Source organism: Microbacterium sp. HA-8, from assembly GCF_046111165.1.
Taxonomy (GTDB): domain Bacteria; phylum Actinomycetota; class Actinomycetes; order Actinomycetales; family Microbacteriaceae; genus Microbacterium.
Genome location: NZ_CP162025.1, coordinates 2331820 through 2356494, shown reverse-complemented (window position 1 = coordinate 2356494; position 24675 = coordinate 2331820). Strand labels below are relative to the sequence as shown.

General features: G+C 70.4%; 25 protein-coding genes and 1 tRNA gene. 7 read left to right on the top strand and 19 right to left on the bottom strand.

Annotated elements, in window-relative coordinates; genetic code table 11:
- Position 1 precedes the first annotated feature (1 nt).
- Together AB2L57_RS11275 and AB2L57_RS11270 are read left to right on the top strand one after the other, a co-directional pair.
- The gene (locus AB2L57_RS11275; protein ID WP_292811100.1) at positions 2–1357 is read left to right on the top strand and encodes a M20/M25/M40 family metallo-hydrolase; all 1356 of its coding nucleotides are present in this window, start codon (positions 2–4) and stop codon (positions 1355–1357) included.
- Positions 1354–2835: an MFS transporter gene (locus tag AB2L57_RS11270; protein ID WP_409047124.1), complete on the top strand. Its 1482-nt coding sequence runs from the start codon at positions 1354–1356 to the stop codon at positions 2833–2835. The genes AB2L57_RS11275 and AB2L57_RS11270 overlap by 4 nt, the downstream gene beginning before the upstream one ends.
- Here AB2L57_RS11270 and smpB read toward each other — a convergent pair.
- From smpB to prfB, 4 genes are all read right to left on the bottom strand, one after another.
- Positions 2832–3308, bottom strand: coding sequence for an SsrA-binding protein SmpB (smpB, locus tag AB2L57_RS11265; protein WP_292811104.1), 477 nt, complete (start codon positions 3306–3308; stop codon positions 2832–2834). The genes AB2L57_RS11270 and smpB overlap by 4 nt on opposite strands.
- A 99-nt stretch (positions 3309–3407) precedes the next feature.
- Positions 3408–4322, bottom strand: coding sequence for a permease-like cell division protein FtsX (gene ftsX, locus AB2L57_RS11260; protein ID WP_409047123.1), 915 nt, complete (start codon positions 4320–4322; stop codon positions 3408–3410).
- Positions 4319–5455, bottom strand: coding sequence for a cell division ATP-binding protein FtsE (ftsE, locus tag AB2L57_RS11255; RefSeq protein WP_409047122.1), 1137 nt, complete (start codon positions 5453–5455; stop codon positions 4319–4321). Before ftsE ends, ftsX begins: the two co-directional genes overlap by 4 nt.
- A gap of 80 nt (positions 5456–5535) precedes the next feature.
- Positions 5536–6645, bottom strand: a complete 1110-nt coding sequence (gene prfB / locus AB2L57_RS11250) for a peptide chain release factor 2 (protein WP_292811110.1) — start codon at positions 6643–6645, stop codon at positions 5536–5538.
- A 95-nt stretch (positions 6646–6740) separates the two neighbouring features.
- Between prfB and AB2L57_RS11245 the strand changes: the two genes are divergently transcribed.
- Entirely contained in the window at positions 6741–7970 is a 1230-nt protein-coding gene (locus tag AB2L57_RS11245; protein WP_292811141.1) for an MFS transporter, read from the top strand.
- 15 nt (positions 7971–7985) lie between these two features.
- Here AB2L57_RS11245 and AB2L57_RS11240 read toward each other — a convergent pair whose 3' ends face one another.
- From AB2L57_RS11240 to AB2L57_RS11210, 7 genes are read right to left on the bottom strand one after another with little or no spacing between them, the layout of a single operon-like run.
- A complete protein-coding gene (locus tag AB2L57_RS11240; protein WP_409047121.1) occupies positions 7986–8402 on the bottom strand; it encodes a pilus assembly protein TadG-related protein in 417 nt (138 codons plus the stop codon).
- Positions 8399–8866, bottom strand: a complete 468-nt coding sequence (locus AB2L57_RS11235; protein WP_409047120.1) for a TadE family protein — start codon at positions 8864–8866, stop codon at positions 8399–8401. Before AB2L57_RS11235 ends, AB2L57_RS11240 begins: the two co-directional genes overlap by 4 nt.
- Positions 8841–9191, bottom strand: a complete 351-nt coding sequence (locus AB2L57_RS11230; protein ID WP_292811115.1) for a TadE/TadG family type IV pilus assembly protein — start codon at positions 9189–9191, stop codon at positions 8841–8843. Before AB2L57_RS11230 ends, AB2L57_RS11235 begins: the two co-directional genes overlap by 26 nt.
- A gap of 38 nt (positions 9192–9229) precedes the next feature.
- Complete coding sequence (locus AB2L57_RS11225; RefSeq protein WP_292811117.1) at positions 9230–9427, bottom strand: hypothetical protein; 198 nt, start codon at positions 9425–9427, stop codon at positions 9230–9232.
- A 54-nt stretch (positions 9428–9481) separates the two neighbouring features.
- Complete coding sequence (locus AB2L57_RS11220) at positions 9482–10420, bottom strand: type II secretion system F family protein (RefSeq protein ID WP_409047119.1); 939 nt, start codon at positions 10418–10420, stop codon at positions 9482–9484.
- On the bottom strand, positions 10417–11286 hold the full coding sequence (locus AB2L57_RS11215) for a type II secretion system F family protein (RefSeq protein WP_409047118.1): 870 nt from the start codon (positions 11284–11286) through the stop codon (positions 10417–10419). The genes AB2L57_RS11220 and AB2L57_RS11215 overlap by 4 nt, the downstream gene beginning before the upstream one ends.
- Entirely contained in the window at positions 11283–12443 is a 1161-nt protein-coding gene (locus AB2L57_RS11210) for a CpaF family protein (protein WP_409047117.1), read from the bottom strand. The genes AB2L57_RS11215 and AB2L57_RS11210 overlap by 4 nt, the downstream gene beginning before the upstream one ends.
- Positions 12444–12541: 98 nt before the next feature.
- Between AB2L57_RS11210 and AB2L57_RS11205 the strand changes: the two genes are divergently transcribed.
- Positions 12542–12623: transfer RNA gene (locus AB2L57_RS11205), tRNA-Leu, on the top strand.
- A 63-nt stretch (positions 12624–12686) separates the two neighbouring features.
- Complete coding sequence (locus tag AB2L57_RS11200; RefSeq protein WP_409047116.1) at positions 12687–13484, top strand: DedA family protein; 798 nt, start codon at positions 12687–12689, stop codon at positions 13482–13484.
- Here the strand turns inward: AB2L57_RS11200 and AB2L57_RS11195 are convergent.
- The gene (locus AB2L57_RS11195) at positions 13481–14344 is read right to left on the bottom strand and encodes a Ku protein (protein WP_409047115.1); all 864 of its coding nucleotides are present in this window, start codon (positions 14342–14344) and stop codon (positions 13481–13483) included. The two genes, AB2L57_RS11200 and AB2L57_RS11195, sit on opposite strands and share 4 nt — an antisense overlap.
- A gap of 88 nt (positions 14345–14432) precedes the next feature.
- Here AB2L57_RS11195 and AB2L57_RS11190 point away from each other — a divergent pair, with 88 nt between their 5' ends.
- Complete coding sequence (locus tag AB2L57_RS11190; protein ID WP_409047114.1) at positions 14433–16883, top strand: ATP-dependent DNA ligase; 2451 nt, start codon at positions 14433–14435, stop codon at positions 16881–16883.
- A gap of 48 nt (positions 16884–16931) precedes the next feature.
- Here AB2L57_RS11190 and AB2L57_RS11185 read toward each other — a convergent pair whose 3' ends face one another.
- The 4 genes from AB2L57_RS11185 to murI form a co-directional block, all read right to left on the bottom strand.
- Entirely contained in the window at positions 16932–17855 is a 924-nt protein-coding gene (locus AB2L57_RS11185; protein WP_292811127.1) for a cation diffusion facilitator family transporter, read from the bottom strand.
- A gap of 110 nt (positions 17856–17965) precedes the next feature.
- Positions 17966–18583: an RdgB/HAM1 family non-canonical purine NTP pyrophosphatase gene (rdgB, locus tag AB2L57_RS11180; RefSeq protein WP_409047113.1), complete on the bottom strand. Its 618-nt coding sequence runs from the start codon at positions 18581–18583 to the stop codon at positions 17966–17968.
- Between the two features lie 5 nt (positions 18584–18588).
- Positions 18589–19335: a ribonuclease PH gene (rph, locus tag AB2L57_RS11175; RefSeq protein ID WP_409047112.1), complete on the bottom strand. Its 747-nt coding sequence runs from the start codon at positions 19333–19335 to the stop codon at positions 18589–18591.
- A gap of 1 nt (position 19336) precedes the next feature.
- The gene (gene murI, locus AB2L57_RS11170) at positions 19337–20179 is read right to left on the bottom strand and encodes a glutamate racemase (RefSeq protein ID WP_409047111.1); all 843 of its coding nucleotides are present in this window, start codon (positions 20177–20179) and stop codon (positions 19337–19339) included.
- Positions 20180–20243: 64 nt separating this feature from the next.
- On the opposite strand from murI, the gene AB2L57_RS11165 reads away from it, so the two are divergent.
- Positions 20244–21578 carry a nicotinate phosphoribosyltransferase gene (locus AB2L57_RS11165; RefSeq protein WP_292811134.1) on the top strand — a complete coding sequence of 445 codons (1335 nt, stop codon included), beginning with the start codon at positions 20244–20246 and terminating at the stop codon, positions 21576–21578.
- 9 nt (positions 21579–21587) lie between these two features.
- On the opposite strand, the gene AB2L57_RS11160 is transcribed toward AB2L57_RS11165, so the two are convergent.
- The 3 genes from AB2L57_RS11160 to AB2L57_RS11150 are packed head-to-tail and all read right to left on the bottom strand — an operon-like array spanning position 21588 to position 24432.
- Positions 21588–21854 carry a DUF3039 domain-containing protein gene (locus AB2L57_RS11160; RefSeq protein WP_292811136.1) on the bottom strand — a complete coding sequence of 89 codons (267 nt, stop codon included), beginning with the start codon at positions 21852–21854 and terminating at the stop codon, positions 21588–21590.
- Positions 21855–21889: 35 nt separating this feature from the next.
- Entirely contained in the window at positions 21890–23455 is a 1566-nt protein-coding gene (locus AB2L57_RS11155) for a hypothetical protein (protein WP_409047110.1), read from the bottom strand.
- On the bottom strand, positions 23431–24432 hold the full coding sequence (locus tag AB2L57_RS11150) for an ABC transporter ATP-binding protein (RefSeq protein ID WP_409047109.1): 1002 nt from the start codon (positions 24430–24432) through the stop codon (positions 23431–23433). Before AB2L57_RS11150 ends, AB2L57_RS11155 begins: the two co-directional genes overlap by 25 nt.
- Positions 24433–24675 lie beyond the last annotated feature (243 nt).

The window sequence follows — 24675 nt, the reverse complement described above, 5'->3', positions numbered from 1 at the left end:
CGTGTCAGACGCTCCTCGCGCCGCCCCGCCCGCCCTGGCGCAGCGGCTCTCCCGCATGATCCGGCTGCCCACCGTCAGCGCCGAGATCGATCTGCGGGGTCTGCAGCCGTTCCGAGAGTTCGAGGCACTTGTGGCCGAGCTGTACCCGCTCGTGCACGAGCGGTGCGAACGCGAGCGCATCACCGATCTCGGTCTGCTCTACCGTCTGCCCGGCACCGGGCCGGACACGGATCCCGCGGTGCTGATGGCCCACTACGACGTCGTGCCGGTGGGCGATGACCCCCACGCCGAGGGCTGGACTCATGCCCCGTTCGATGGCGTGATCGAGGACGGCTGGGTGTTCGGACGGGGCGCGCTCGATGACAAGGGGCCGATGGTGGTCCTTCTCGACGCCGTCGAGACCCTCCTGGCCGAGGGTTTTGTCCCCGCCCGCGACGTCTACCTCTGCTTCGGCGGCAACGAAGAGAGCCACGGCGCCGCCGCACGCGCCATCGCCGATACGTTCCGGCAGCGGGGGATCACGCCGTGGATCGTGCTCGACGAGGGCGGCGCGGTGGTCGACGCCCCCCTGCCCTTCGTCGGAGGCCGAGCGGCGATGGTCGGTGTCGGCGAGAAGGGCGTCGCCACGATCCGGCTCTCCGCGCGCGGCGACGGCGGCCATGCCTCCGCGCCTCCGCGCCGCACCGCGATCGGCCGCATCGCCCGCGCCGTCGACCGCCTGGCACCGAGCACCTTTCCCGCGCGCACGCCGCACGCCATCACACGGATGCTGTCGCTCTTCGCCGAACAGAGCACCGGAATCGCGCGCCACATTCTGCGCGCACTCGCCCGGATGCCCCGCCTCACGGCGCACGTATTCGCCGCGGTGGGCGGCGAACCGGCCGCGCTCGTCCGCACGACGGTCGCGGCCACTCTGCAGGCCGGCGGCACCGCCGACAACGTGCTGCCCGCGTCCGCGACAGCGACCCTCAACCTGCGGATCGCCCTCGGCGAGACCGTCGCCGGAACCGTCCGCCGCCTCCGGCGACGCATCGCGGATCGAGCGGTCACGGTCGAGGTGGTCGAAGCGAGCGAGCCCTCGCCGGAGTCGCCGACCGACGGTGCCCCCTTCGCCCTCGTCGCCGCCGCGGTGGCGGCCTCCTATCCCGAAGCCCGCACGGTGCCGTACGTCATGATGGCCGCGACCGACTCCCGGTACTTCCACCGCTTCAGCCCCGCCGTGTACCGTTTCGCGCCACTGCGCATGTCCAAGGCACAGCGCGCGGCGATCCACGGCGTCGACGAGCGCGTCGAGATCTCCTCACTCGAGCGCGGCGTGCTCTTCCACCGCGCCCTGCTGAAAGGACTGCCCGCGTGAGCGACTCGATCCGCACCCGCGTCACCCTCGGCACCCTCGCCGGCGTCGTCGGGTTCCTCGCCTTCGTGGAGTTCACCAGCGGCATCCTGCAGGGCTACTACACGCCGATGCTCACCGACATCGCGCGGCACCTCGGCATCCACGACGCGGACGTCAACTGGCTCGAGGGCTCCCAGCTGATGCTCTCGGCGCTCGTCGTGCCCGCTTTCGCGAAACTCGGCGACATGGTCGGGCACAAGCGGATGCTGCTGGTGTCGACGGCGCTGACCGCGGCAGCATCCCTCGTCCTGCCCTTCACCGACTCCTTCGCCGTCTTCCTCATCGCGTGGGCCCTGCAGGGGTTCTATGTCGTGTGGCTGCCGCTGGAGATCGCGCTGATCTGGTCGCGTTCGCGAGGCATGCCGGGACGTTCGGTCATCACCGCCAGGGCGGCGGGCCTGCTCGTGGCCGCCCTCGAGGCCGGGGCGATCACGGGTGCGCTGGCGGGCGGCGCGCTCATCGACGCCCTGCCCTTGCAGGTCGTGCTGCTCATTCCCGCCCTCGCGGTCGTCGCGTGCTTCTTCGTGATCTGGCTCGGCGTCGACGAGTCGCCGGATCCGGTGGGCGGACGCTTCGACACCGTCGGCCTCGTGCTGATCTCCCTCGCCCTGATCGCATTCACCGGTGGCCTCAGTTTTCTGCGCCTGAACGGCGTCGCCGACCCGCTGTCGTGGGGTCTGGTGGCGCTGGGGCTGGTGCTTGTCGTGCCGTTCGCCCGGTGGGAGCTGCGGCAGAGCGATCCGCTGATCGATGTGCGCATGTTCCGCTCCCCCGCCCTCGGCCCCGTGTTCCTCACCGCCGGTCTGTTCGGTGTGAGCGTGCTGGGCGCCCAGGCGCCCCTGTCGACGTTCGCCCGCACCGACCCGGCCGTCTACGGGTACGGGCTCGGCACGGCCGGCTTCGCGACATCCCTCATCATCGGGGTGTACCTGGTTGCGATGATCGCCGGCGCCCTGCTCTTTCCCCTCGTCGCGCGCCTCGCCACGCCGCGCCGGACGCTGATGGGCGCATCGACGCTCGTCGGGATCGGCTTTCTGCTGTTCCTGCCCTTCCACGACACCTACGCTCAGGTGATCACCAACATGGTCGTCGTGGGACTCGGCTCAGGAGCACTCGTGGCGGCGCTGCCCGCGGCGGCGGCCTCCGCCGCACCCGCGACCCAGACCGGCGTCGCGACGGGGCTGACGAATTCCGTCAAGACGGTCGGAGGCGCGATCGCCTCGTGCGTGTTCGGCATCGCGCTACTGCAGGGAGCGACCGGCGCGGCAGCAGAGGGCACGGCGGGTTCGTTCGCCGGATACGTGACCGTGTGGGTGGTGTGCGGGGCGACGGCGCTCGTGGCAGCGGTGGCGCTCGCGTTCGTTCCCCGGCAGGCCTTCACCGACCGCGCCGTGGCCGTCACCGCTCCGGCGACCGAGAGCATGCCCGCGTCGGACTAGTCGCCCAGACGGTTGCGGCTGCGCATGGCGCGCTCGGCCTCGCGCTTGTCCTGACGCTCGCGCAGGGTCTGTCGCTTGTCCCACTCGTGCTTGCCCTTGGCGACGGCGATCTCGACCTTGGCGCGACCGTCCGAGAAGTACAGCTTGAGAGGGATCAGGGTGTACCCGCCCGCCGAGACGGCGTGCGAGATCTTGACGATCTCGTCTTTGTGCAGCAGAAGCTTGCGTACGCGCTTGGTGGCGTGATTGGTCCAGTGGCCCTGCGAGTACTCGGGGATGTGCACCGAGTCGAGGAAGATCTCGCCGCCGTCGACGTACGCGTACCCGTCGGAGAGGTTGGCGCGCCCCTGACGCAGCGACTTGACCTCGGTGCCGGTCAGCACCATGCCCGCTTCGTAGGTCTTGTCGATCGTGTACTCATGGCGCGCGCGACGGTTGGTCGCGATGACCTTCTCCCCGCGTTCCTTGACCACGATGACCTCCCGATCTCTCGCCGCGCGGGCGCACGGCAGCCGCTCAGCCTATCAGCACAGGCACTCCCAGGCGGGTCGACGGGCAGGGGCCGCGCCGGGTCAGGCGCGCAGCCAGCGCCGGATCGCGAAGCCCGCCGAGAGCGCCGCGAGCACTACCCCGACCACGATCATGACCGGGATCACGATCGCGAGCTCGCCCGCTCCGACCCACGTCGTGATGAATGCGACGCGATCGCGCAGGTAGCCGTCGACGCCGAACTCGAGTCCCGCCCACACGGCGACGCTCGCAAGACCTGAGCCGAGCAGCGCAGCCAGCACACCCTCGAGGATGAACGGGGTCTGGATGAAGCGGTTGGATGCTCCCACGAGGCGCATGATGCCGAGCTCACGCCTGCGCGCGTAGGCCGAGAGCCGGATCGTCGTCGCGATCAGCAGCACCGCCGCGATCAGCATGAGCGCCGCGATCCCGACCGCGATGTACGTCGCGACGGTGAGCGCCTGGAACAGCGGATCGAGGTATTGCAGCTGGTCTGCCACCTCTTCGACGCCGTTCATGCCGCTGAAGGCCTCGATCAGCACGTCGGACTGGGACTGGTCGACCAGGTTGATCCAGAAGGTCTCGTTCATCTGCTCGGGGGCGATGACGCTCGCGTAGTCCTCACCCATCTGCGTGATGAGGTTGGCGTAGGCCTCGTCGCGGGTCTCGAAACGCGTCTGCTGCACGAGCGGGGCCAGCGCATCGGACTCGAGGGCGGCCCGCACCTCGTCGATCTGCTCGGGTGTGGCGACGCCGTCCACACACGTCGGCGTCGTCGAGATCGAGGTGCACATGTACACGGCCACCTGGGCGCGATCGACCCAGAAGTCCTGCATCTTGCCGATCTGCATCTGCATGAGCATCGCAGCGCCGACGAAGGTGAGCGAGACGAACGTCACGAGCACCACCGAGATCACCATCGACGCGTTGCGCCGCAGTCCCGTGAGGGCCTCGGCCAGGATCAGCTGCGCCCTCACGAGGTCGGCCCCACGGTGTCGTCCTCGTCCTTCTCGCCCAACCCCAGACGGTCGGCGACGCCGACCTCGGGCAACTCGGGCAGTTCGATCTCGATCGGCCCGGTCAGCGACACGCGCGGTGCATCGTCACCCTCGCCCTCGCCCTCGACCTCGACGGGCGGCGGGCTGACGGCGGCGGCGGCCTGCCCCGCGACGGCCGACACGGCGGCGTTCGCGACGGCGAGAGCGTCGGCGTCCGGGATGACCGAGGAGGCGATGATCCGCTCCTCCGCGGCGGCGGCCGCAACGGGGGGCTCGGGCTCGACATCCGGGGTGAACAGCGGCACCTCGCCGGTCGCCGGCGGCGCATCGCCCGCGGCGACGCGCTGCTGCAGCTCGAGCACGGCTGTGAGAGCCGCGATCGCCTCGGCGCCGCGCGGTTTCTCGGGGGCGAGGCTCGGCAGACCCGACGTGTCGCCGTACCCACCGTGCACTTCGTCGCGCACGATCTCGCCGTGCGCGAGTTCGATCACACGACGCTGCATCTGATCGACGAATCCCGCCTCGTGTGTGGCCATCAACACCGTCGTACCGCCCGCGTTGATGCGCGCGAGCAGCTGCATGATGCCGATCGAGGTGGCGGGGTCGAGGTTTCCGGTGGGCTCGTCGGCGAGCAGGACCTGGGGCCGGTTGACGATCGCGCGGGCGATCGCGACACGCTGCTGCTCACCGCCCGACAGCTCGTGCGGCAGGCGCTTCTCCTTGCCGGCGAGCCCGACGAGCTCGAGAGCCTCGGGGACGGCCTGGTGGATGAAGCCGCGCGAGGCCCCCGTGACCTGCAGCGTGAACGCGACGTTCTGGAACACGGTCTTGGAGGGCAGCAGCCGAAAATCCTGGAACACCGCCCCCACGTGGCGCCGGAAGTACGGCACCTTGCGGTTGGACAGGGTCGTGAGGTCGCGACCCAGCACGACGACACGACCCGTGGTCGGGCCGTCCTCGCGCAGGATCAGGCGCAGGCACGTCGATTTTCCCGAACCCGAGGGTCCGACGAGGAAGACGAACTCGCCGCGCTTGACCTCGAAGTCGACCCCGCTGAGCCCGGGCTTCGAGGAGCCCCGGTAGGTTTTCGTGACGCTGTCGAACCGGATCATGGCTTCTGAAGCCTAAGCGCGTGGGCGCCGACTCCCCCGAGCGACACCCGGCAGGGAGCATCCCGGGCGGATGCTGCGCGTCAGTCCTCGTCGGGACGCTTGCGCCAGCGGATCCCCGCGGCGATGAACCCGTCGAGGTCGCCGTCGAAGACGACCGCGGGGTTGCCGACCTCGTAGCCCGTGCGCAGGTCTTTCACCAGCTGCTGCCCATAGAGGAAGTAGGACCGCATCTGGTCGCCCCAGCTCGCGGTGATCACACCGGCGAGCTCCTTCTTCTTCGCCGCCTCCTCTTCGCGCTGCAGCAGCATGAGGCGGGTCTGCAGCACGCGCATTGCCGCCGCGCGGTTCTGGATCTGCGACTTCTCGTTCTGCATCGACACGACGATGCCTGTCGGGATGTGCGTGATGCGCACGGCGGAGTCGGTCGTGTTGACCGACTGACCGCCCGGGCCCGACGAGCGGAAGACGTCGACGCGGATGTCGCCCTCGGGCACCTCGACCTCGACGGCCTCCTCCATGACGGGGATCACCTCGACCGCGGCGAACGACGTCTGCCGCTTGTCGGCCGAGCCGAAGGGGCTGATGCGCGCGAGGCGATGGGTGCCGGCTTCGACCGAGAGCGTGCCGTACGCGTAGGGGGCGTCCACCTCGAAGGTCGCCGATTTGATGCCCGCACCTTCGGCGAACGAGGTGTCCATGACCTTGACGGGGTACTTGTGCCGCTCGGCCCACCGCAGATACATGCGCATGAGCATCTCGGCGAAGTCGGTGGCGTCGTCGCCGCCGGCGCCGGAGCGGATCGTCACGACCGCCGACCTGGCGTCGTACTCCCCGTCCAGCAGCGTCTGGACCTCGAGATCGCCGACCGTCTTCTCGAGCGTCGCAAGCTCGCGGCGGGCTTCCTCGGCGGATTCCTCGTCGTCCATCTCGATCGCGAGCTCGACGAGCACTTCGAGGTCGTCCAGGCGACGCTCGACGGCTTCGACACGCGCAAGCTCGGACTGACGGTGGCTCAGCGCGCTCGTCACCTTCTGCGCGGCCTCGGGGTCGTCCCACAGGTCGGGGGCGCCGGCGGCCTCACTCAGGCGGGCGATCTCCGCGCGCAGCGCGTCGACGTCGACCACCGCCTTGATGTCGGCGAAGGTGGCGCGCAGCGCCTGGATCTCGGCGGAAGGATCGAAGTCGAGCATGACAGTCCAGACTAACGTGGATACTCGTGTCCCATTCCTCCCCCGCCCCCGACTCCGGGCCGGGGGTGGGCACGATCATCGGCCGGCTCGCGCCGATGATCTATGGGCCGACCGTGCTGTTCGCCCTCGGCGAGGGCGCGATGCTACCGCTGCTGCCGTTGCTGGCCGCCGAGCTCGGTGCCAGCCTGGCCGTCGCCGGGCTCGTCGCGTCCGCCCTCGTCGTCGGCCAGTTGATGGGAAACATCCCCGCCGGCTGGGCCGTCTCCCGCATCGGCGAGCGGCTCACGATGGGCATCGCGGGAATGATCGCGCTTGTCGGGGTCGCCGGGATGCTGTGGGCTCCGCACATCGGCGTGCTGGCAGCATCCGTCCTGCTCATCGGGGTCTGCGCCGCGGCGTTCGGCCTGGCGCGTCACTCGTTCATGGCGACCCGTGTCCCGCTCGCGTACCGCGCACGGGCACTGTCGCTGTTGGGCGGGACGTTCCGGCTCGGCATGTTCATCGGCCCGTTCGCGGCGGCTCTGCTGCTCTGGCTGTTCGGCGACGAGCACAGCGCTCTGTGGTTCTTCGGGGCGTGCCTGATCGCCTGCATCCTGCTCGTGATGCTCGGCCCCGATCCCGAGACGGCGGTCGCGCCGCGTGAACACACCGTCTCGGCCGATCCGGCCGAGATCGCCGAAGACACCGGCGAGCCCGTCACGGGGGGCATCCCCACGGCGGCCCCCGTCGGGGTGTTCCGCACGATGTGGCTCTTCCGCGGCGTGCTGGCGCGCGTGGGCCTGGCGGCGGCGTCACTGTCGGCGGTGCGGTCCGCCCGCCAGCTCGTGCTGCCGCTCTGGGGACTCTCCATCGGAGTCGACGCGCAGACGCTCGCCCTCATCATCGGCATCTCGGGCGCGATCGATTTTGCCCTCTTCTACGCGAGCGGGCAGGTCATGGACCGCTTCGGCCGGCTCTGGGCAGCGCTCCCGGCCATGGTGCTGATGGGCTCGGGGTTCCTCGCGCTCGCATTCACCCATGACGGCGAGAGCGCCGCGGTGTGGTTCGCCGCGTTCGCGATGGTGCTGGCCGTCGGCAACGGGCTCTCCAGCGGCATCCTGCTCACTCTCGGCGCAGACCTCGCACCTCGCGCCGATCCGGCGCCGTTCCTGGGCTCGTGGCGCACGCTCACCGATGCCGGCGGCGCGACCACCCCCTTGCTCGTCTCCGCGGTGACGGCTGCCTGGTCGCTGCCGGGCGCCGTGGGCATCGTCGGGGCGATCGGCCTGCTCGGCGCGGCGGGCTTCGTGCGCTGGGTGCCGCGGTTCGTGCCCCGCGCGCGCTGAGGTCCGCCCGCGGGGTCAGCGCAGCGCCGTGCGGCTCGTCGCGGTCGCCGACAGCGCGACGCCGTCGGGAACGAAGGCCGAGACCAGGATGGGCTTCCACCGCGTCGCCACCGTGGCTCGCGCGGAGAGGCCATCCGGAGTGACGGCGGAGACCAGGGTCGCACCCTCTCCCGCGACGCGGACGATCTCCTGCGCCTGAACGCGTACGCCTTCGTCGGTCAGCCGGGCACGAGGATCCTCTCCCTCCAGGGTGAGCGTGAATCCGTTCGCGCCCGCGAGGGCAGCGGCATCCGCCAGCGCATCCAGCCGCTTCTGCGCGAGATGCAGACTCGTCGCGTTGGCGCACACGACGATGAGGGCCAGGGCGAGCAGCGCGTACCCCAGGGTGAGGATGAGGATGCTGCCGCTGTCATCGTCTCTGTTCCGCATCATCCCGCACCCCAGAATCGTGAGACCCGCTGCGCGGCGCTCGCCTCCACGGGAACGCTGGCGACGCGGTCGAGCCCCAGCACACCGGGGACGAGCGGCAGTCGCGCGCGGGCGCTGACGGTCACGACGACTGTGCCGCCGGCTTCCGGGCAGGTCGCGGTCGCGGGCACGCAGGAGAGCGTCACGCGCACGCTGTCCGGCGCCAGGTCGTACTCGGCGATGGTCGCGGCGAGAACCGCCTGCGCGCGTGCGTCGGCCGCGGCCGGGCCGCTCGCCGACGCGATGGCGCGGGCGATATGACGAGCACCGGATTCGGCGCCGAGCGCATGGGCCTGGATCTGACCGAGCGCGAGCACGAGATATACCAGCGGCACGAGCAGCAGCACCCCCGCGAGCACGAACTCGAGGGCGGCGGAGCCCGTGTCCGTGGCCGATCCGGCGTCAGCCGAGCGATTCGCGCGGGGCATGCGCCACCACCTCCAGGGCGCCGGAGACCCCCAGCATCCCGAGCACCGGCAGCGCCCCCACGACCCTCACCTCGACCGTCGGGTGGCCGAGTGCGGAGCTCTCGACGACCGAGACGTGCTCCGCGAACGCCTCGCCGACCGAGCGCTCGATGATCTGGCGCGTGCGTGCGATCCCCTCGGAGGGTGCCGCATCGGCGAGGGCTGCCACGTAGGCCCCCTCGACTGCGGCGTCGTGGACGACGTTGCGCACGTAGACGGCGACGCCGAGCTGAAGCACCCCGAGGGTGAGCGCCGTGAGCACAAGCGCGACGAAGAGGAACTCCACGGTGCCCGACCCCCGGTCGCGGGCCGGATCGGTCGCGGTCAGATCGCGCCGACGCTCGAGATCGCCTGCTCGAACAGCTGCGCGAGCGCCGGACCCGCCAGGGCCCAGATGACGACGACGAGACCGGCGGTCATGAGCGTGATCAACACCCACCCCGGCACATCCCCCCGATCGTCGGCCGACAGCTCGGCGAATCGGGTGCGCAGTCGCGCGGACCTCGTCAGCAGAAGGGTCATAGGGTGTCCTTTCGATCGGGTGTGGTTGCGAAAGCCGTGATGCCGCGTGTGCGCTCATCCGAGCCCCAGCCTCAGCAGGACGACACCGGGGTAGACGGCGAAGAGCACCGACAGGGGAAGGATCAGGAAGACCAGCGGGACGAGCATCGCGATCTCGGCGCGACCGGCGCGCTCGATGAGGCTGCGCCTGGCTTCCTCGCGGGCGTCGTGCGCCTGGGCCTGCAGAACGTGCGCCAGCGGTGCGCCGCGCTCCATCGCACCGACGAGCTGATCGACGGCGCGCGAGAGCGCAGGAAGCTGCGCACGCTCGTCGAGCTCGCGCAGGGCCTCCGCGAGCGAGGACCCCGTGCCCACATCGAGCACGACCGTGCGCAGTTCGTCCGTGAGCTCGCCCGACGACACACCAGCCACACGACGCAGCGCATCACGAAGGCCCTCGCCGGCGGCGAGGCACAGACTGAGGAACTCCAGAACCGCCGGAAGTTGATCATGCAGTCGCGATGCTCGCGCTCTCGCCCGGGACTGAAGACGCAGATCGCACAGCGCCGCGGCCGCGAGCGCGGCGATCGGGGGCACGACGACGAGCGCGGGGCTCATCCTGCCCGCTAGCGCCAGCGCGATCACCGCGATCGATCCCAGGGCGAGCCCCGCCACCGTCCACCACAGCTGACGGCCGCGGAAGGACTCCACGCCCCTCGCATCGCCGGCCTGGGCGAGGCGGCGCGCGATGACCTCCGACCCTCCGACCGCCCGCCCCATCCTCGCGGCGAGCGCCTCGGCCGCGGTGCGCCACGACAGCATCCCGCCGCCGGCCGGCCGCCCCAGCGGTGTGATCCCGCGCGGGTCGGCCACGTCGCGCACATACGGTGCGACGCGGTCCGCGAGGCCCGGCGCGCTCCATCGAGGCGACAGCGTGAGCAGGCACCAGAGCCCGAGTCCGAGACCGCCGCCGAGAACGACCGCGAACGCGGCTGCGGTGAACGGACCGGTCACGCGAACCACCGCCGAGGCTCGGGCAGCCGGCCGATGCGGATCATCAGACGATAGGCGAGCACCGAGATCGCGCCGCCGGTCAGGACGACGACGATGCCCTCCGGACTCGAGTACGCCTGCGCACCCTCCGGACGCAGGGAGAGCATCGCGAGGATCACCCACGGTGCGATGACCCCCAGCCCCGCGGCGCCGCGGATCCAGGACTGGCGGGCGTCGACCTCCGCACGCAGGTGGGCTTCGGCGCGAACCGACGCTCCGAGGGCACGCAGCACCGCCGTCAACTCGGTGCCGCCCACCTGCCGCGCCATCCGCAGCGTCTCGACGATGCGGTCTGCGACGGGATCGGCGAGGACGACCTTGAGTCGTTCCGCGCTGGAATCGAAGTGGCCGGAGGCGTGGATGTCGCGTGCGAAGCCGTCGAAGGCCGGCCGCAGCGGCTCGGGTGCGTTCGTCCGCAGGCTCGCGACGGCGTCGGCAAGCCCCGCACCCGCTCGCACCGAGGCGATCAGGTGATCGCAGACATCGGGCCACAGAGCTCGTCGTGAACGCGCCAATCGACCACGCCGCGCGCGCAGCCACAGCACCGGAGCCGACGCTGCTGTCATGGCCGCCGCGAGCGCGATGACCGGCACCCCGAAAATGATCCACACGATCGAGCCCGCAAACAGCGCGCCGAGCGACGACGCGGCGATGACGGACCGTGGCCGCGCGCCGGAGAACCCGGCCTCCTCGAGCAGTCGCACCAGGCCGTTGCGGCGGGATGCCGGCGCCCGGCGTTCGGCTGTGCGCGTGCGCTTCGGCCACCACCACGGCGAGAGCACGAGCAGAAGCCCGGCTGCCAGGCACGCGCCGAGCAGGAGGATCATCTCGCCGCTCCGGCGTGGACCAACCGCACCTCGACGACGCCGTCGGAGACCTGACCGGTTGGTTGCGCGATCTCCGAGACGAAGCGACGCCCGCGATCGTCCCTCGCACAGTGCACGACGAGGTCGATCGAGGATGCGATCGCGGGGAGAACGAACCCTGCGTCGATGTTGCGTCCCGCCAGCAGAGGCAGCGCCGCGAGCTTCGCCAGCGCGTCCGCAGCTGAGTTCGCGTGTATCGACGCGGTACCGGGCACCCCGGTGTTCAGCGCAAGGACCAGATCCAGAGCCTCGGCATCCCTCACCTCGCCCACCACCAGCCGATCGGGACGCATGCGCAGCGCCTCCTTGATCAGCCGCCGCAGCGACACCTCTCCGGTGCCCTCCAGGCTCGGCTGCCGGCCCTGGAGGGCGACGATGTCGGGAACCTCGACACCCAGCTCGAAGGTCTCCTCGACCGTGATGATGCGGTGATGGGGCGGGCTCGCCGCGACGAGCGCGGCGAGCAGGGTGGTCTTGCCCGCATGGGTGGGACCCGAGACCAGGATGCTGGAACCCGCCGCCACGGCGGCGCGAAGGCGGACGGCATCCGCCTCTCGCAGCGATCCGAGCTCGACGAGGGCTGCCAGATCGCGATAGGCCGGCGTGAACTTACGGATGTTGACGGCCCAGTGGCGGCGGGTGATGTCAGGAATGGCGACGTGCACTCGCGAGCCATCCGGCAGCGAGGCGTCGACGAAGGGCTGACTCAGGTCCACCCGCCGCCCCGTCGACTGGAGCATCCGCTCGACGATGTCGCGCACCTGCGCGTCGGTGAGCGACACGGCCACCCGCTCGGCCACGCCGCGCCGGGCGACGAAGACCCGGTCGGGAGCGTTGACCCAGATCTCCTCGATACCGGGGTCGTCGAGATAGTGCTGCAGAGGCCCGAGACCCGCGACCTGTGCGATCACGCCGCGCACGCAGGCGTCTTCATCCGCGATCAATGGCACGCCGCGGCCCGGGGCGAGATCGTTGTGGCGCCGCACCTCGGTGCGCGCGAGCAGCTCGGCGGTGAGCGGATCGTGCGAAGGATCGATCCCCTCCCTCCGCAGGCGGTCGCGGACGCGCGACGCGACGGACGACTCGGGACCGGGGTGCGGGGGCGAGGCGCTGATCACGGGCTCATCCTGCCAATCGGGCGCCGACGGCCCGCGGAATTATCCACAGGTCGGTGCCCGGTTCGCCGGAGCGGCCTGCGGATAGAATGAGCGCACTCGCGGGAGTGGTGGAATTGGCAGACACGCAGGATTTAGGTTCCTGTGCCTCCGGGCGTGTGGGTTCAAGTCCCACCTTCCGCACGCGGTCCGCCGATGGCGCGCCCCGCGCATCCCTCCCCCGCCCACGAACGACGGGAACACCACGTGCAGCCGGCAGCTCTCATCCCCTGGCTTGATCCCGCCGCGATCATCGAATGGGCGGGACCATGGGCGCTGGTGGTCGTGTGCTTCATCGTCTTCGCTGAGACCGGCCTGCTGGTCGGCTTCCTGCTGCCCGGCGACACGCTCCTGATCATCGCGGGCCTGCTCTCCCACTCCACGGCGATCGCGCCGAACGGCGTCTTCGGCATCAGCGTGTGGTGGGTCGCGCTCCTGATCGGGCTCTCCGCGTTCGTCGGCGGTGAGGTCGGATACCTGATCGGTCACAAAGCGGGGCCGGCCGTGTTCGAGCGCAAGGAGTCGGGCCTGTTCAGCGTCAAGAACGTCGAACGCACCAATGCATTCTTCGAGCGCTTCGGCGGGCTGACGATCATCCTCGCCCGATTCGTCCCGATCGTGCGCACCTTCGCCCCCGTCGCGGCCGGCGTCGGTCACATGCACAAGGGCAAGTACACGCTGTACAACCTGATCGGCGCCGTGCTCTGGGGCTTCGGACTGACGATGTTCGGCTATGTGATCGGGTTCATCCCCTGGGTGCGCGACATCGTCACCGAGTACATCGACGTGATCCTCCTCATCGCGGTCGGCGGCACCGCGCTCGTCACCCTGTGGCACTACCTGCGTGAGCGCAGCAAGGCGCGCACGGCGGCAGCGGCCGGCGAGGACGTCACGACCGACGCGGGCGAGGCGCGCGAGCTCGTCCTCGATCCCGAGGTCTTCGACCAGACACCCGATGGCGAGGCTCCCGGCACGACCGGCACCACGGGCGCCGCCCCGCGCTAGGACGCCTTCTTGGCCGACTTCTTCTTCGGCTTCGCTTCGGACGTGTCTTCACCGGGGTCCTTCGCGCCGGATCGCGCCGCGCGCGAGCGCTCCACGCTCGCCCTCAGCGCCTCCATCAGATCGATGACCTCCCCGCCGCCCTCATCGGCCTCCTCGCCGAACGTCTCGGAGGTGTCGAGCGCTTCGCCCTTCTCGAGCTTGGCCTCGATCAGCGTGCGCAGCTCCGCCTGATACTCGTCGACGAACTCGCCGGGGTCGAAGTCGCTCGAGAAGCTCTCCACGAGGCTGGATGAGAGCTCCAGCTCCTTCGCCGAGATCTTCACCGGCTCATCGAGAGCGGGAAACGACACGTCGCGGACCTCATCCGCCCAGAGGAGCGTCTGCAGAACGAGCACGTCCCCGCGCACCCGCAATGCCGCGAGCCGCGTCTTCTGCCGCAGGGAGAATCGCACGATCGCCGTGCGATCCGTCCGCTCGAGTGTCTTGCGGAGCAGAACGTATGCCTTGGGGGACATGGAATCGGGCTCGAGGTAGTAGGACTTGTCGAAAGTGATCGCGTCGACCTGCTCCGAAGGCACGAACTCCACGACCTCGATCTCGCGGCTGCGCTCCGACGGCAGCGAGGCGAGATCCTCCTTCGTGAGCACGACGGTGCGCTCGCCGTCGTCGAAGGCGCGGTCGATATCCGAGTACGACACCACCTCGCCGTCGATCTCGCAGATGCGCTGATAACGAATCCGGCCGCCGTCGGTGTTGTGCACCTGGTGCAGGGACACGTCGTGGTCCTCGGTCGCCGCATACACCTTGACCGGCACGTTGACGAGGCCGAACGCGACGGCACCCTTCCAGATCGCTCTCATGTGACCAGTAGACACCCCCGCCGCCCGAGGATGCCAGCGCTCGACGGCGGACGGACGTCGACTCGGGGCATCCGGCTACCCTGAACGGATGGCGGGAGAGCAGGTCGTGCGCGTCGCGGGGCGGCGACTGCGCGTGTCGAACCTCGACAAGGTCCTCTATCCCGCCACGGGCACGACCAAGGGCGAGGTGATCGCGTATTACACACGCATCGCGCCGTTCCTGATCCCCCACGTGACCGGCCGGCCGGTGACCCGCAAGCGATGGCCGGATGGCGTGGGCACGGCGGAGCATCCCGAGTCCTCGTTCTTCGCGAAGGATCTCGAGCCCGGCGCGCCCGACTGGGTTCGGCGCACCCCGATCGAGCACTCGGGCGGCGCCAAGGACTATCCGCTCGTCGGGGACGTGGCCACGCTCGTCTACCTCGCGCAGGTCGCCAGCCTCGAACTGCACGTGCCCCAATGGCGGTTCACGCCGGAGGGCGGCCGCGGCAACCCCGACCGTCTCGTGCTCGACCTCGACCCCGGCCCGGGCGTCGGGCTTGCCGAATGCGCCGCGGTGGCACGATGGTGTCGCGAGATTCTCAGCGGCATGGGCTGGGACGCGCACCCGGTCACGAGCGGCAGCAAGGGCATCCACCTCTACGCCGCACTGGACCAGACCCAGACGAGCGAGCAGATCTCGGCGTTCGCGAAGGAACTCGCGCGCGCGGTCGAGGCGGATCATCCGGACCTCGTTGTCAGCGCGATGAGCAAGGCCGCACGCCCGGGCAAGGTGTTCATCGACTGGAGTCAGAACAACGGCGCGAAGACGACGATCGCACCCTACTCGCTGCGCGGACGCCCGCACCCGACGGTCGCGGCGCCCCGCACCTGGGACGAACTCGACGATCCCGACCTCGCGCACCTCGACGTCGCCGCGGTCCTCGAACGCGTCGAAGCGCAGCGCGACCCGCTCGCAGATCTCGGGTTCCACGCCGGTGGGCGCGCCGCCGATGACGGACCGCTCGCCGTGTATATCGCCAAGCGCGACGCGAGACGGACCCCGGAGCCGGTGCCCTCCAACGCGCTCGGCGCCTCCGAGGCATCCGGCGACCGCCCGCGCTTCGTCATCCAGGAGCATCACGCGAGCCGCCTGCACTGGGACCTGCGCCTTGAGCGCGACGGCGTGCTGGCGAGTTGGGCCGTACCCCGGGGCGTGCCCCCGACAGTTGCCCGCAACAACCTCGCCGTGCAGACCGAAGACCACCCGATCGAGTACCTCGAGTTCGAGGGCACGATCCCCGCGGGCGAATACGGTGCGGGGTCGATGACGATCTGGGACGACGGCCGCTACGACCTCGAGAAGTGGCGCGATGACGAGATCATCTTCACCCTGAAGGGGCGACCGGCAGGACCGCTCGGGACGGTGCGCCTCGCGCTCATCCGCACGGACGGCGGGGGCGAGAGATCGACGTGGCTGTTGCATCGGATGAAGACGGATGCCTCCGGTGCGCCGCAGCCCGAAGAGGCCCCCGTCATCGCGCTCGCCGATGCGGACGACGACGCACCGCCCGCCGAGCGCCTCCGCCCGACCCTCGCGACGGGCTCTGCGCCCGGCCTCGCCGCCGGGGCGATCCGGCGCTGGTCGGCACGCGCCGGCGCGGACCCGTGGGTCGAATTCAAATGGGACGGCATCCGCGCCCTCGGGGTCTGGGACGGTGAGAGGCTCCGACTCATCGGTCGCCGTGGCACCGACATCACCGCCCGCTACCCCGAACTCACGGACGAGTCGCTCGGGCTTCCCTCCGAGGCCGCGGTGCTCGACGGCGAGCTCGTCGCGCTTGACGAGACCGGTCGACCCAGCTTCTCGCTTCTACAGCGCCGCATGAATCTGGAGAAGGCTCAGGACATCGCCGCCGAGGCCCGGCGCACTCCGGTCACGTATTACGTGTTCGACCTCATCGAGCACGACGGAGTGGATGTCGGGGCCCTCCCCCTGCACCAGCGTCGGGCGCTGCTCGAACGTGTCGTGGCGGATGCCCGACCTCCCCTGTCCGCGCCGCCCGTCTTCGACGATCTGGACGCCGCCCTCGCGACGGCTCGCGAGTTCGGCCTGGAGGGCGTGATGGTGAAGGACCCCGAGTCGACGTATCGCCGCGGCATCCGCACCGAGTCGTGGCTCAAGGTCAAGCTCACGCGAACGCAGGAGGTCGTCATCGGCGCCATCAGGCCGGGGCGTGGTGGCCGGAACGGTTCGATCGGGTCGCTCCTGCTCGGTGTGCCGGGTCCGGATGGGCTGCAGTATGCGGGGCGTGTCGGAACGGGGTTCAGCGATGCCACCCTCGCGCGACTCGCCCAGGCGCTGACACCGCTACGCACGGAGACGAACCCGTTCGTCGATATCCCGTCGGCCGATGCCTCGGATGCGCTATGGGTACGGCCGGAACTCGTTGCTGAGGTGGAGTTCGCCGAGTGGACCCGGGATGGCTCGCTGCGTCATGCGCGCTGGCGGGGCCTCCGCCCCGACAAGACCCCCGCCGACGTTGTGCGAGAGGACTGACTCGCGGTCGACTCGGCGTGAGAAGAGGATCTCGGCAGAGTCCCGACGTCAGGCGTGGGTGGCGGCATCGCGGTCGGAGTGACCCGCAGGCTCGATCTGGAACGTCGAGTGCTCGACGTCGAAGTGATCGGCCAGGCACCCCTGCAGACTCGCCAGCAGCTCTGCCGCTCCGCCGCGCTCGAGCACCTCGGGTTCGACGACGACGTGGGCGGTGAAGACGGGTGCACCGCGTGTGAGCTGCCAGACGTGGATGTCGTGCACGTCCGCCACTTCCGGCGCACCCAGGATGTGATCGCGGATCTCGGCGATCTGCGTGCCCTTCGGCGCCGACTCCGCCAGCACGGAGAAGACCTCGCGCAGCAGGCCGATCGCACGGGGCACGATCATCGCCGCGATGAGCAGCGACGCGATCGCGTCGGCCGGGAGCCACCCCGTCAGGAGGATCACGATGGCTGCGGCGATGACGGCCGCTGAGCCGAGCAGATCTCCGAGCACCTCCAGGTACGCACCCCGCACATTGATGCTCGACCGCTGCGCGCGGCTCAGCAGCCACAGGGCGACGGCGTTCGCCACGAGACCGACGACGGCGACCACCAGCATCACACCGCCCTCCACGTCCACCTCCGCGGGAACCAGCAGACGCCCGACGCCCTCGACCGCGATCCACACGGACAGGACGATCAGCACGGCAGCGTTCAGCAGAGCCCCGAAGACCTCCGCGCGCTGGTACCCGTAGGTGTTCCGCTCGTTCGCCGGGCGCGCCGCGACCACGTTCGCGGCCAGGGCGATGACGAGCGCGGCCGTGTCCGTGAACATGTGCGCCGCGTCGGCCAACAGGGCGAGGGAGCCGCTCAGTACGCCGCCGACGATCTGTACGACCATCACGCTCGCCGTGATCGTGAGTGACAGCGCGAGTAGTCGCCTGCTCGAGGCGCTGCGGATGCCTCCTCCGGCCGGTGCGTGATCGTGCATGAGATCAGGCTAGGCGCGTGGCGCGCGCGGATACCGCCGTGTCGCGAAGTCGGGAATGAGTCCGGTTCTCATCCCCACGGTGTGCGTCCGAGTGCGGCGCGGCGCGGCGCCTACAGCGCGGCGAGCAGGGGCGCGAGCTCCGCGAAGGCGCGCGCACGGTGCGACTGCGCGTTCTTCTCGGCCGGTGTGAGCTCGCCCGCCGTGCGGGCCGGCCCGGGATGCTGTCCATCAGGAATGAAGATCGGATCGTACCCGAACCCTCCCGCGCCGCCGGGGGCGGTGGCGAGGCGCCCGGGCCAGCGCCCCTCGACGACGTGCTCGACGGCTTCCCCCGTGGATGCGCCCGTCGGGATCGCCAAGGCGATCGTCGAGACGAACTGTGCCGTGCGATGCGGATCGGAGATGTCCGAGAGCTGATCGAGCAGCAGCGCGAGGTTGGCCGCGGCATCCTTTGCGTGCCCCGCCCAGTAGGCGGAGAAGATGCCGGGAGCGCCCCCGAGGACGTCGACGCAGATGCCGGAGTCGTCCGCCAAGGCGGGCAGGCCGGTGTGAGCGACCGCTGCCCTCGCCTTGATCAGGGCGTTCTCGGCGAAGCTCACGCCGTCTTCGACGGGCTCAGGGCCCTCGTACCCGACCACCTCGATGTCGGGGCGGGTCGCCGCGACGATCGCCGCGAACTCCGCGACCTTGTGCGGGTTGTGGGTGGCGAGGACGACCCGCCTCGGCACGGCGCTCACTCCGCCGCGGCGGGCTGGAGCGCCGCGAGCTGCTGGACCCGCAGCGCGTCGCACCCCGAGACGCCGAGCTCGAGAAGGGCGTCGAGCTCGCGCTTGTCGAACGGCGCGCCCTCGGCGGTGCCCTGCACCTCGACGAACAGGCCACGACCCGTGACCACCACGTTCATGTCCGTTTCGGCGCGCACATCCTCGACGTAGGCGAGGTCGAGCATCGGCTCACCGTCGATGATCCCGACCGATATCGCCGCGACGGAGTCGCGCAGCACCTGCGAGCGCTGCGCGATGAACTTCTTCTCCCGCCCCCACTCGATCGCGTCGGCGAGTGCGACGTACGCGCCGGTGATCGCCGCCGTGCGCGTACCGCCGTCAGCCTGCAGGACGTCGCAGTCGATGACGATGGTGTTCTCGCCGAGCGCCTTCGTGTCGACCACGGCGCGCAGGGCACGCCCGATCAGTCGGGAGATCTCGTGGGTGCGCCCGCCGATCTTGCCCTTGATGCTCTCGCGGTCGTTGCGGCTGTTGGTCGCCCGGGGCAGCATCGCGTACTCGGCAGTGACCCAGCCCTTTCCTTTGCCGGTCAGCCAGCGGGGTACGCCGTTCGTGAACGACGCGGTGCAGAGCACCTTGGTGCCGCCGAAGCTGATCAGGGCCGAACCCTCGGCGTGCGCGCTCCATCCGCGTTCGATCGTCACGGGTCGCAATTGATCGGCGCTGCGCCCGTCGGCGCGGGTGATTTCGGTCATGTCATCCTCGTGTTCGTTCGGAGCGGGCGTCCTGCAGGTCGATGGCGCCGGTCTGCACGAGCTGCACGGAGCGCACCTCGCGGCCCATGAGTCGGTTGGCAAGGTCGATGAAGGCCGTGGGCGAGCCGCCGGTGGCCTCGTAGACGTGGGATCCGGGCTCGGTCGCCGACGTCAGCAGGTCGCGGGTGACGAGCTGGCGGTAGACGTCCTTGGCTGTCTCGGTGTCGCTCGATACGAGCGATACGCCGTCGCCCATGACGTAGCCGATGGCTCCCTTGAGGAACGGGTAGTGCGTGCAGCCCAGGACGAGGGTGTCGATGTCGGCGGCGCGCAGGGGTGCGAGGTACTCCTCCGCGACGGCGAGGACCTCGGGCGAGCCGGTCACCCCCGCCTCGACGAACTCGACGAAGCGCGGGCAGGCCCGGGTGAACACCGTGAGCGCGTCGTTGACGCCCAGCATGTCCTGGTAGACACCCGACCCGATCGTGCCCTCCGTGCCGATCACGCCGACCCGGCCGTTGCGGGTCGACGACATCGCCGTGCGCACGGCGGGGCCGATGACCTCCACGACCGGCACGTCGTAGCGTTCGCGCGCGTCTCGCAGGACGGCGGCCGAGGCTGTGTTGCAGGCGATCACGAGCATCTTCACGCCCTGCGCCACGAGCGAATCCAGCACCTCGAGCGAGTAGCGCCGCACGTCCGCGATGGGCTTCGGCCCATACGGCGAGTGCAGCGTGTCGCCGACGTAGACCAGCGATTCGCGGGGCAGCTGATCGCCGATCGCGCGTGCCACGGTGAGTCCGCCGACCCCGGAGTCGAAGATCCCGATCGGCGCGTCATCCATGGTCCCCCAGCCTACCCATCCCGCTCCGGCACTCCCCCGACGGTGCATCGGTAGAGTGACGCGCATGGTCGAACCCGAGCCCCGCAGCGCCGCCCTGTACACCGACCGTTACGAGCTCACGATGCTCGATGCCGCGCTGCGTGACGGCACCGCCGAGCGCCGCTGCGTGTTCGAGTTGTTCGCCCGAAGGCTCTCGGGCGGTCGCCGCTTCGGCGTCGTCGCGGGCACGGGGCGGCTGCTCGGGCTGCTGCGGGCCTTCCGCTTCGCGGAGCCGGAGCTGCGATTCCTCCGCGATGAGGGCGTGGTGGATGCCGCCACCGTGCGCTTCCTCGAGGACTACCGCTTTCGCGGCTCCATCTCGGGATACAGGGAGGGGGAGATCTACTTCCCCGGCTCGCCGGTGCTGACGGTCGAGGGAACCTTCGCCGATGCGGTCGTGCTCGAGACGTTGGCCCTCAGCGTGCTCAACCATGACTCCGCGGTGGCGACGGCCGCGGCGCGGATGAGCATCGCCGCGGGCGCCCGCCCGCTGTCCGAGATGGGTTCGCGGCGCGCCGCGGAGGAGTCGGCCGTTGCCGCAGCCCGAGCCGCGTACATCGCGGGCTTCGGCGCGACGAGCAATCTCGAGGCGGGGCGCCGGTGGGGCGTTCCCACGATGGGTACCGCCGCGCACGCCTGGACGTTGCTGCACGACTCCGAGGAGCAGGCGTTCCGATCACAGATCGCGGCGCTCGGTTCGGACACGACGCTGCTGGTGGATACCTACGACATCGGCCGCGGCGTCGAGACCGCCATTCGCGTCGCCGGCCCTGATCTCGGCGGCGTCCGCATCGACTCCGGTGATCTGCCGCTCGTCGCGGCCTCCGTGCGCGCCCAGCTCGACGCCCTCGGCGCGACCGGCACACGCATCACCGTGACGAGCGATCTCGACGAGTATGCGATCGCCGCCCTGGCAGCATCCCCGATCGATGCGTACGGTGTCGGCACCTCGGTGGTCACGGGGTCCGGGTACCCGACCGCCGGCATGGTCTACAAGCTCGTCGCGCGTCAGGATGCGGTCGGCGGGTGGGTCCCGGTGGCCAAGGCATCCCTGGACAAGGCCTCCCGCGGTGGCCGCAAGGCCGCGTTCCGCACGCTCGAGGACGGAGTCGCCACCAGCGAACTCATCACCGTTTCGGACGGATTCGAATCCCTCGACGAGGCATCCGCGCACCCGGGCGCGCGGGCGCTGCAGGTCCCGCTGGTCGTGGACGGCGAGATCGAAGGGTCCCACGAGGGCGCAGCGGGCACTGCGGGCGCGCGGGTGCACCACAGGGCGGTACGCGCGGAGCTGCCGGTGAGCGCCCTGGCGCTCAGTCGATCGGACCCGGAGCTTCCGACGGTGTACGTCGAGCGCTGAGCGTCACGCTCACGTCTGCAGCGACTCGTAGATCTCTTTGCACGACGGGCAGACAGGGAACTTCTCCGGGTCGCGGCCAGGCGTCCACTTTTTTCCGCACAGGGCGCGCACGGGCTTGCCCGTGATCGCCGACTCGAGGATCTTCTCCTTCTTCACATAGTGGGAGAAGCGCTCATGGTCGCCGGGCTCGACGCTCTCTTCGCGGATGAGCTCTTCGAGCTCGCGGTCGAGGGTGGCGATGCCGCCCTGGTCGGGGCTGTCGAGAGGCGTGCTCATGGGTCGTCAGTCTAGTCGTGCCCGGGCCACCGGGGTCAGGCGGTTTCGGCGAACTCCAGCAGTCGCCCGCCGCGTCGGCTGAACATGAGCGATCCGATGCCCACCCCTACGAGCAGGACGACCGCCCCCGCAGCGACACCCGACAGCAGCGCCCACATCGCGTGCTCGTTGGATCCGGTGAAGGTGAGCCAGGCGAACCAGAGGGCCGGTGCGGACGCCGCGAGGGCGCCGATGAAAACGCCGGCCTGTGCGATGAGACCCGACGATCCCGTGCGCTGCGGCTGACGGAACGGGGAATCGCCGGGTCGCGTGACGGCGTAGGGCGCGATGACCGATGAGACGCTCGAGAGTCCGAGCCCCGAGAAGAATAGGCCCGCGCACACGCCCGCCAGGGCTGGGAGAAGACTCCAGTCGCCGTTGACTGCGACCGCGAGGGGGACGGCGACAGCCAGGACGGGAGTGCCGACGAACAGGAGCGGGGCCAGCCTTCCGACTCGATCCGACACTCCCGGTACCCCCGCCGCGACGTGCATCCAGACAGCCGTGGAGTCGTAGGCGACGTCGTCGTGGGGCAGCCAGCCGAGGAAGAGGGCGATCAGCGGCACGGGGAGCAGAATCGCGGTGCCCAGAGGAACGCCGGCGACCAGGAGCGGTACGACGACGATGACCGCCGCGATCGGCACGATCACGACGTTGGTGAGATAGCGGCGGTCGTGCAGCCAGTACAGCATGCTGCGCGCGGCGATCGCACCGCCGGGAGTGCCCGGCATGAGCCCGAACCAGCCGAGACGCCCGCGGTCGCGCTGTGCGGACGCCGCGGGCGTGTGGCGCTGCAGCCGTATCGCGAGAGCGAAGAAGATCGCGCCGAGACCTGCGAGAGTGGCGATCGCGACCGTCCACGCGAGCGCATCCTCCCCGCTGCCGGGCACGAGCACAGCCCAGGACGCACCTCCCGGCACCAGCGCGAGCGCATCGGTGACATGCGCGAGCGTCGCTGTGAGCGGCGCACCGCCCCAGCCTGTGGCGGCGACGACGCCGATGGATGCCGGGATCGCGACCGCGAGCAGAGCGAGCAGCGCGATCCCCCGCCGGAGCGTCCGACGCCGACGCGGCGCGAGGACCGCGACGGACGCGAAGCCCACCCGCGCTGCCAGGGCGCACGTGAGGATGCCGACCAGCGCTGCCGCGACGACGCCGGGCACCGGGGCGCCCGCATCGACGACGAGGACGACCGCGGCGACCGCGAGGGCGGCCAGCGCGAAGACAGGCAGGCTGAGCAGCCCCGCGAGGACGAGCGCCCCGGTGAGCGTCGTCTCGCGCAGCCCGAAGACGACGAACCGTCGCGGATCCAGCGGATCCTCGACTCCCGTCAGAGCCCCCGCGAGGAGGAAGGCGAGAAACAGCGAGAAGCCTCCGCCGACGAGGACGATCCGAAGATCCGCGACCGAGTGCTCGGCCGTGACGGTGAGACCCCAGCATCCCCCTGCCGTGAGCAGGATGACCACAAACACGCCGGCCACGGACCGGACGATGTGTCGGCGATCACCGCGGAAGGCGCCCAGCAGCAGGGCGAGCCTCAGCCGGAGAACGTGTGCAACCACTCCAGGCCTTCCGCGTCGTCGATACCGCCCGACAGCTCGACGAACCGCTGCTCCAGGGTGAGTTCGCCTCGCACCTCGGCGACCGTACCCTCCGCCAGCAGCCGACCACCGACGATCACGGCGACGCGATCGCAGACGCGTTCGACCAGCGCCATGCCGTGGCTCGAGAGGACGACGGTGCCGCCGCCCTCGACGTACGCCCGCAGGATGTCGAGGATCACCTCGGAGGAGACCGGATCGACCGCTTCGAAAGGCTCATCGAGCACGAGGACGCGGGGTGAATGGATGAGCGCACCCGCGAGCATGACCTTCTTCGTCATGCCCGCCGAGTAGTCCGAGACCGTGCGCCCGAGCGAGTCCGTCAGGTCGAAGGCCCGTGCCAGATCCGCGATGCGGCGATGCACGACGGCGGGGGCGAGCCCGCGCAGCACGCCGTAGTAGTAGAGAAGCTGACGTCCGGTCAGTCGGTCGAAGGTGCGCAACCTGTCGGGCAGGACCCCCATCATCTTCTTCGCACGAACCGGTTCGCGCGCGGCATCCACACCGCAGACCGACACGGTGCCCGCGTCGGGACGCAGGAGGCCCGCCATCATCGACAGCGTCGTGGTCTTGCCTGCGCCGTTCGGCCCGACGAGCCCATAGAAGGAGCCGGCGGGGATCTCGAGATCGAGCCCGTCGACCGCGGGCAGGCCGCCGAAGACCTTGCCGACTCCGCGCAGCAGGAGTGCGGAGGTTTCCGGAGCTTCGGGGATGAGGGCGTCGAGGCTCTCGGGCTCTGCCTCAGCCTCGTCGGGTTCCGCTGCCGCAGCATGCGCGGGCGACGCCTCGTCGGATTGCGCTGCGCCGGCCTCGTCGGATTGCGCGGGCGAAGCCGTGACGACAGGCGGCTCCGTCTCGCCCTCGGGTCCCGCTGCATCGTCCTCGAGCTCCGCTGCATCGTCCTCGGGCTCGGACGCGGGGTCCGTCAGATCCGGCAACGGGGGACGCGGGGGCAGAGGTGGCGGCGGCGGCACCACGAACACGGGCGGAGCTACGGGAAGAGGCGGAGGCGGGCCTGGCGCTGCGAACGTGCCGATCTCGGGACCCTGGACGCCTTGCCCCGACGATTGCGCGGAGTCGTCGACTTTCGACTCGGACACGGGTGGCGCCGGCCTCTGGGCGCCGGGCTTCGTGCCGCCTGCAGCCGAACGAGCAGCGGGCCGTGTGGCCGGACGTTTTTT